This is a genomic window from Mycobacterium sp. 852002-51961_SCH5331710 (genome assembly GCF_001665535.1).
Lineage (GTDB): Bacteria > Actinomycetota > Actinomycetes > Mycobacteriales > Mycobacteriaceae > Mycobacterium.
Genome location: NZ_LZSQ01000055.1, coordinates 1 through 1,008, shown reverse-complemented (window position 1 = coordinate 1,008; position 1,008 = coordinate 1). Strand labels below are relative to the sequence as shown.

The 1,008-nt window shown below is 68.1% G+C and carries 1 protein-coding gene; it reads right to left on the bottom strand.

The window, feature by feature from the left end:
- The coding region (locus A5752_RS09475) for an HNH endonuclease signature motif containing protein (RefSeq protein ID WP_067084607.1) at window positions 1-1,008 on the bottom strand (1,008 nt) is incomplete at both ends.

The window sequence follows — 1,008 nt, the reverse complement described above, 5'->3', positions numbered from 1 at the left end:
GGTGGGTCGTCGGGTTCGTCGGGCAGGAGGTATTTCTCGGGGTGGTGGTAGTTGTTGATGCGGGTTTGGCCGGTGTCGAGCTCGGGTGGGGGTAGCCATTCGACGCGGCCGTCGGCTCGGATGCGGGTGCGCCAGCCGCCGTCGGTGACCAGCCGGTTGTGCGGGCCACACGCCAGGGTGAGCCCGTCGATGTCGGTGCTGCCACCATCGGCCCAGTCCTGGGCGGCGTGATGGACCTGCGCCCAATACGCCGGGGCGGTGCACCCGGGTTTGGTGCACCCCCGATCGCGGGCGTGTAACACGATGCGCTGCCCGGGTGTGGCCAACCGTTTGGCCCGTCCCACATACATCGGTACCTCCCGATGATCCTCATAGACCACCAGGTAGTGCTCGCTGGTGGCGGCCATCGCGATCAGATCCGCCATCGGCACCAGGGTGCCCCCACCGGTGACGGCGAACCCCGACAACGACCGCAACTCCTTCAGCGTCGTGGACACCACGATCGTCGACGGCAACCCGTTGTGCTGGCCTAACTGCCCCGACGCCAGCAGGGCGCGGCCCATCGCGATCAACGCATCATGCTGGCGCTGCCCGGCGCAGCGGGCGTCGTTGACGAACTGCTCCCCCGAGGGCGGTCCGTCCACGCACGGGTTGGGGTCGTCGGGATTACCCATACCCGGGGCGGCCAGTTTGGCCATCACCGCATCGAGGGTGGCGCGCGCGTGCGGGGTGAGCAGCCCACGCACCCGGCTCATCCCATCAGCACCTTGCGGGCCGAACTCGAAGAAACGTTTGCGTTGCCGTTCCCGCTCGGCCTCCTCCGGTGGTGTGCCGTCCTCGTCGAGCAGCGCCATCAACCGCTCGGCGACCTTGCGTAACTCCTCAGGGCACAACCCGGCTCCGGTGCGGGCCAGATCGGCCTCGGCCAACTCGCGGGCCTCATAGTTGACCTGCGCGGGCAACTGATCGAAGAACCTCTCGATGATGCCGACCTGCTCACCACCCAAC